Here is a 5270-nt window from a genome sequence, read left to right as displayed (position 1 = left end):
GGGGTAGGTTGGCCTTGTTCGGGGGTGGACATGTCCGCAAATCCTGGGAGCGGCGCGCGCGGCGCGCCGCAGTGTTCGGCTGGCAAGTGGCGATGCAGCAGTATGCCGCAACGCAAAGGGCGCCCCGCGCGGCGGCGGGCTGGAATGCCCTCGGGGGACGCCGGCGCGCGGCAAGTGCCGTGCGGCGCGCAAATGCGTCTGGCGCCGCCGGCAAGTCATGTGGCAAGGATAATGTGCGGGCCCGGACGCCCGTATTTCGGCGCCGGGCGCTTTTATTACAGAGGATTACCAGCGGCGCGGGTGTAACCTCCGGAAACAAAACCGCCCGGCCAAACCGGCGTGTGCGCCGGCCGGGCTGACTATCATGTGCCTATGCGAACGAACCAGCCTACCCAGATCCTCGTCGTCGACGACGATCCCGAACTCCGCGACCTGCTGCGCGAATACCTGACCCAGCAGGGCTTCGCCGTCTCGGTCATGCATGACGGCGACGGTTTGCAGGCGCGCCTGGAGCGCGAACGGCCGGCGCTGATCGTGCTGGACCTGATGATGCCCAAGGTGGACGGCCTGACCGCGCTGCGCAACCTGCGCGCCAAGAACGACGATATCCCGGTGATTCTGCTGACCGCGCGCAGCGACGAGATCGACCGCATCGTCGGCCTGGAGATCGGCGCCGACGACTACCTCGGCAAGCCGTTCTCGCCGCGAGAGCTGCTGGCCCGCATCAACGCCGTGCTGCGCCGCAAGCTGGCGCGCCCCGCGGCCGCGCCCGAGGACCGCGAATCGGTCGGCTTCGGCCCGTTCCGCGTCAATTTCCGCCAGCGCACGCTGACCCGCGCCGGCCAGCCGCTGTCGATCAGCGATACCGAGTTCGCGCTGCTCAAGCTGCTGCTGATGCATCCGCTGGAAGTGCTGTCGCGCGAGCGCATCGTCGAGCTGATGTATGGCAGCGCCAGCGGCATCAGCGACCGCGGCATCGACGTGCAGATCTGGCGCCTGCGCCGGCTGCTCGATGAAGACGCGCAGCGCCCGCGCTATATCCAGACCGTGCGCGGACGCGGCTACACCTTTGTGCCGGACGAAGCGGAAGAGTATCCCGCGGGGCTTGCCGAACAACTCCCTGAATAAAGGCCGCGGCAGCCAAGCACCCTCGGCGCCGCATGCCACCAGAACCCGCTTGCCGATGAAGTTGCGACGTATCGACACCCTGTTTGGCCGCATTGCCCTGCTGATTGCCGCGGTGCTCGTGATCAGCCATTTCTCGTGGCTCGCCATCCTGCGCATGGACCGCCGCCAGCAGCAGGTGGACTACTCCGTCGAGCAGATGCTGTTCCAGCTCGACAGCATCGAGCGCGCGCTGGACGCGCGCCCGCCGGCGCGGCTGCCGAGCCTGGTCGAGACCGCCAGCACCGCCAGCGCCGAGGAGCACGCTACCGTGCCCAAGGGCGGACGCTCGCGCCGGCTGGTGGAGCAGTTCATCCGCAGGCTGCCGCAGGGCACCGAGATCCGCCTGGAGGACGAGACCACGCCGCGCATCTGGATCAAGCTGCCGGACCGCGCCAACTGGATCGCCATGCCGATCCTGTGGGTCCACAATCCGCCGCCCGACAACCGTCTGGTGCCGGGCGTGATGCTGGTGGTGGGCGTGGCGATCATCTTCGCGCTGCTGATCGCCTGGCAGATCCAGCGGCCGGTGCGCGACATGGCCAATGCGGCCGAGCAGCTATCGCGCCAGCATGCGGTGCCGCCGCTGCGCGAGCGCGGACCGCATGAGCTGCGGCAACTGATCGAGCGCTTCAACCGCATGGTGGCCGACCTGGCGCGCATCGACCAGGAGCGCAACACCATGCTGGCCGGCATCGCCCATGACCTGAAGACGCCGCTGGCGCGGCTGCGGCTGCGCGCCGAGATGCTGGCCGATCCGAAGGCCGCTGCGGGGGTCACGCGCGATGTCGAATCCATGTCGGCGATCGTCGAGCAGTTCCTGAGCTTTGCCCAGACCAGCGAGTCCACCGCGCGGCCGGTGCCGGTGGACAGGCGTGTCAACGAGCTGGCCGCGTCGCTGGCCGAGCAGGAGCGGCAGGTGGTGTTGTCGCTGGGCGCGGGCGAGGGCTTCCGCATGATCGCCACGCAGCTCGACCGGATTGTCGGCAACCTGGTCGATAACGCCTATGCGTATGGCAAGCCGCCGGTGTGTATCGCTACCACGCGCACGGCTGACGGCTACCTGCTGGTGGTGGAAGACCAGGGCGCCGGGATTCCTGAAGAGGACAAGGAACGGGTGACGCTGCCCTTTGTGCGGCTGGACCCGGCGCGTGGGGGCAATGCGCATTCCGGGCTGGGGCTGGCGATCGTGGACCGGCTGGTGCGGCAGGCCGGGGGGAAGCTGAACCTGGTGAATGCCGATGGCGGCGGGTTCAGGGTGGAGATGTTGTTTGGGGCGGCTGAGGCTTGATGACCGTTTGGGAGAAACCGTGTGTGTGCGGCACGGCTGGAGCTTGCTACCACGCTTGGCAAAGGCACCCCTCTCCCGCAGGCGGGAGAGGGGTGCAAACCGCGGGCAGGCAAATGCTGTCAGCAGTTTGAGCCTTCAAACCTTCTTCTTCTCCCCGATCCGGCTCTCCTTCCCCGCCAGCAGCTTGGCAATGTTCTGCCGATGCCGCGCAATCAACAGCACGCTGATCACAAAGATCGCGCCGCCCATGATGTCGATGCCGTTCATCAGCACATGGAAGAACGGCGCGAAGATCGCCGACACCAGCGCCGCCAGCGACGAATAGCGGAAGAAGAACGCAATGATCAGCCAGGTGGCCAGCGTGCCCAGGCCCAGGATCGGGTTGATCGCCAGCAGGATGCCGGCCGCGGTGGCCACGCCCTTGCCGCCGGCAAAGCGGTGGAAGACCGGGAACAGGTGCCCCAGGAACACCGCCACGGCCACCATGGCCAGGCCGGTCTCGGTCAGGCCATAGGCGGGACCGAAGCGCGCCGCCAGCCAGACCGCCAGCCACCCCTTCATCGCATCGCCGATCAGCGTCAGGATGGCGGCCTTCTTGTTGCCGGTGCGCAGCACGTTGGTGGCGCCGGGGTTGCCGGAGCCATAGGAATGCGGGTCCGGCAGCCCCATCACCTTGCTGACGACAACAGCAAACGAAACGGAGCCGATCAGGTAGGCGGCGAGGGCAAAAAGCAGGTTGGCCATGTGCAGTGGGGTATTTTCGGGCTGGCGCGATTGTAGCGCGGCGGCGGGGTCGCTACGGCCGTGACTTACCGGATTGGCATGGAATGTCCCCTCGACTGCGCGGCGCCCATTCACTCACTCAGTCAGGCAGGCAGCGCGCAATGCACCGGCTGCGCGTCCACCAGCCCCGGCAGCAGCTTCGGGTCCAGGCTCACCAGATAGCCGCGCCGGCCGCCGTTGATATAGATGCGCGCCAGTTCCAGCACGGTCGCTTCCACATACACCGGCATGCGCTTGCGCGTGCCGAACGGCGAAGTGCCGCCCACCATGTAGCCGCTGTGGCGCTGCGCCACCTCGGGTTTGCACGGCTGCACGCTCTTGCGACCGGTCTGGCGCGCCAGGTTCTTGGTCGAGACCGAGCAGTCGCCGTGCATCAGCACCACCAGCGGCTGCGCGCGCTCGTCCTCCATCACCAGCGTCTTGATGACGTCGTGCTCGGGCACGCCGAGCTGGCGCGCGGATTCGCCGGTGCCGCCGTGCTCGACGTATTCATACGGGTGCTCGCCGAAGGCCACGCCGTGCTTGCGCAGGTATTGCGTGGCCGGGGTTTCGGAGACGTGCTTGTTCTTGCTCATGTCCTGGGTCGTTCAGCCGCGCGGATGGTGCTGCTGGTGCAGCTCGCGCAGGCGTTCGCGCGCGACGTGGGTGTAGATCTGGGTGGTGGAGATATCGGCATGGCCCAGCAGCAGCTGCACCACGCGCAGGTCGGCGCCGTGGTTGAGCAGGTGCGTGGCAAACGCGTGCCGCAGCGTGTGCGGCGACAGCGGCGCGTGCACGCCGGCATCGCGCGCATGGCGCTTGATCAGGTGCCAGAACGCCTGCCGCGTCATGCCTTCGCCGCGCTGCGTGACGAAGAGCGCGTCGCAGGCGCGCCCGGCCAGCAGCGCGGGGCGCGCGCTCGCCAGGTAGCGGCGCAGCCAGTCGCCGGCCTGCTGGCCGAACGGCACCAGCCGCTCCTTGTCGCCCTTGCCGCCGACCACGCGTGCCACGCCCTCGTTCAGGCCGATCTCGATGGTCTTCATCTGCGTGAGCTCCGACACGCGCAGGCCGCTGGCATACATCAGCTCGAGCATGGTGCGGTCGCGCAGGCCCAGCGGCGTGCTGGTGTCGGGCGCTTCGAGCAGCGCGTCGACCTGGGCTTCGGTCAGCGTCTTGGGGTAGCGCGGCGGCTGCTTGGCGGGGCGCAGCAGCAGGCAGGGATCGGCGTCGATCATGTGCTCGCGCAGCGCCCACTGGTAGAAACGGCGGAACACCGCCAGACGCCGGTTGGCCGACGACGCGCGCGTCTGCGTATGGCGCGCGTTGAAGTAGGCCGACAGCTCGCTGTCGTCCACACCGAGCAATTCGCCGCGGCCTTCGTGCTGCAGCCAGCGCGCCAGCAGCGTCAGGTCGCGCCGGTAGGCGTCGATGGTATTGCGCGACAGGCCGTCTTCCAGCCACAGCGCATCGCAGAAGCGGCCGATCAGGGCCACATCGGCGTCGGTGGGCGTGGCGGCGTCGTCCGGTTGCATCGCCGTGGCAGCGGCGCTCATATCAGCATGGCGCCCTCATGGCGCAGCAGCCAGCGTTTGACGTCGAGGTAGAAGCCGTCTTCGGCATGATGAGAGAAGCCGCCGATGCCGCGCGCGGACACCACGCGATGGCAGGGGATCACGATCGGGAAAGGGTTCTGTCCACAGGCCTGGCCCACCGCGCGCGGGACCGCGCCGATGGCGTCGGCGATGGTGCCGTAGGTGGTGGTTGCGCCGCGCGGCACCGCGCAGATCGCCTGCCAGACGCGTTGCTGGAAGTCGCTGCCGGCGGGTGCCAGCGGCAGGTCGAAGGCGGCGTCCGGGTTGGCGTAGTAGGCCTCCAGCTGCGCGGCCAGCCGCTGCGTCAGCGCGTCGGCCGGCGCGCGGGCTTGGACGTGCTCAGGCAGGTACACGATCGCCTGGATGCGCGCGCCGTCCGTGCGCACGCCGATCTTGCCGAACGGGGCAGGGAGGATGGCGTGGTAGGTGGCGGGCATGGGGTTCCAGCAGCGGGTGGGTGG

6 protein-coding genes are annotated in these 5270 nt (G+C 68.4%); 2 read left to right on the top strand and 4 right to left on the bottom strand.

Features of this window, described 5'->3' with window-relative positions:
* Positions 1–372 precede the first annotated feature (372 nt).
* Both AB1I47_RS33265 and AB1I47_RS33260 read left to right on the top strand, forming a co-directional pair.
* Positions 373–1128 (top strand): response regulator, encoded by a 756-nt coding sequence (locus tag AB1I47_RS33265; protein WP_354687902.1) that lies wholly within the window; start codon positions 373–375, stop codon positions 1126–1128.
* Between the two features lie 55 nt (positions 1129–1183).
* Positions 1184–2455 (top strand): ATP-binding protein, encoded by a 1272-nt coding sequence (locus AB1I47_RS33260; RefSeq protein WP_354687901.1) that lies wholly within the window; start codon positions 1184–1186, stop codon positions 2453–2455.
* A 135-nt stretch (positions 2456–2590) separates the two neighbouring features.
* Here the strand turns inward: AB1I47_RS33260 and plsY are convergent, their stop codons facing one another.
* The 4 genes from plsY to AB1I47_RS33240 form a co-directional block, all read right to left on the bottom strand.
* Positions 2591–3199, bottom strand: coding sequence for a glycerol-3-phosphate 1-O-acyltransferase PlsY (plsY, locus tag AB1I47_RS33255; protein WP_354687900.1), 609 nt, complete (start codon positions 3197–3199; stop codon positions 2591–2593).
* Positions 3200–3321: 122 nt separating this feature from the next.
* The gene (locus tag AB1I47_RS33250; RefSeq protein ID WP_354687899.1) at positions 3322–3813 is read right to left on the bottom strand and encodes an aminoacyl-tRNA deacylase; all 492 of its coding nucleotides are present in this window, start codon (positions 3811–3813) and stop codon (positions 3322–3324) included.
* Between the two features lie 12 nt (positions 3814–3825).
* Positions 3826–4770 carry a site-specific tyrosine recombinase XerD gene (gene xerD / locus AB1I47_RS33245; RefSeq protein ID WP_407935953.1) on the bottom strand — a complete coding sequence of 315 codons (945 nt, stop codon included), beginning with the start codon at positions 4768–4770 and terminating at the stop codon, positions 3826–3828.
* Positions 4767–5246: a methylated-DNA--[protein]-cysteine S-methyltransferase gene (locus tag AB1I47_RS33240; protein WP_354687903.1), complete on the bottom strand. Its 480-nt coding sequence runs from the start codon at positions 5244–5246 to the stop codon at positions 4767–4769. Before AB1I47_RS33240 ends, xerD begins: the two co-directional genes overlap by 4 nt.
* Between the last annotated feature and the right edge of the window lie 24 nt (positions 5247–5270).

It is taken from the genome of Cupriavidus necator, from assembly GCF_040578825.1.
GTDB lineage: Bacteria > Pseudomonadota > Gammaproteobacteria > Burkholderiales > Burkholderiaceae > Cupriavidus > Cupriavidus necator_E.
Note: the sequence above shows the minus strand (reverse complement) of the source record. Positions and strands in the feature narration are given on the sequence as shown.

Coding starts and splice junctions, on each gene's coding strand:
- plsY (WP_354687900.1), bottom strand. CDS start 3,199: ATGGCCAACCTGCTTTTTGCCCTCGCCGCCTACCTGATCGGCTCCGTT.
- AB1I47_RS33250 (WP_354687899.1), bottom strand. CDS start 3,813: ATGAGCAAGAACAAGCACGTCTCCGAAACCCCGGCCACGCAATACCTG.
- xerD (WP_407935953.1), bottom strand. CDS start 4,770: ATGAGCGCCGCTGCCACGGCGATGCAACCGGACGACGCCGCCACGCCC.
- AB1I47_RS33260 (WP_354687901.1), top strand. CDS start 1,184: ATGAAGTTGCGACGTATCGACACCCTGTTTGGCCGCATTGCCCTGCTG.
- AB1I47_RS33265 (WP_354687902.1), top strand. CDS start 373: ATGCGAACGAACCAGCCTACCCAGATCCTCGTCGTCGACGACGATCCC.
- AB1I47_RS33240 (WP_354687903.1), bottom strand. CDS start 5,246: ATGCCCGCCACCTACCACGCCATCCTCCCTGCCCCGTTCGGCAAGATC.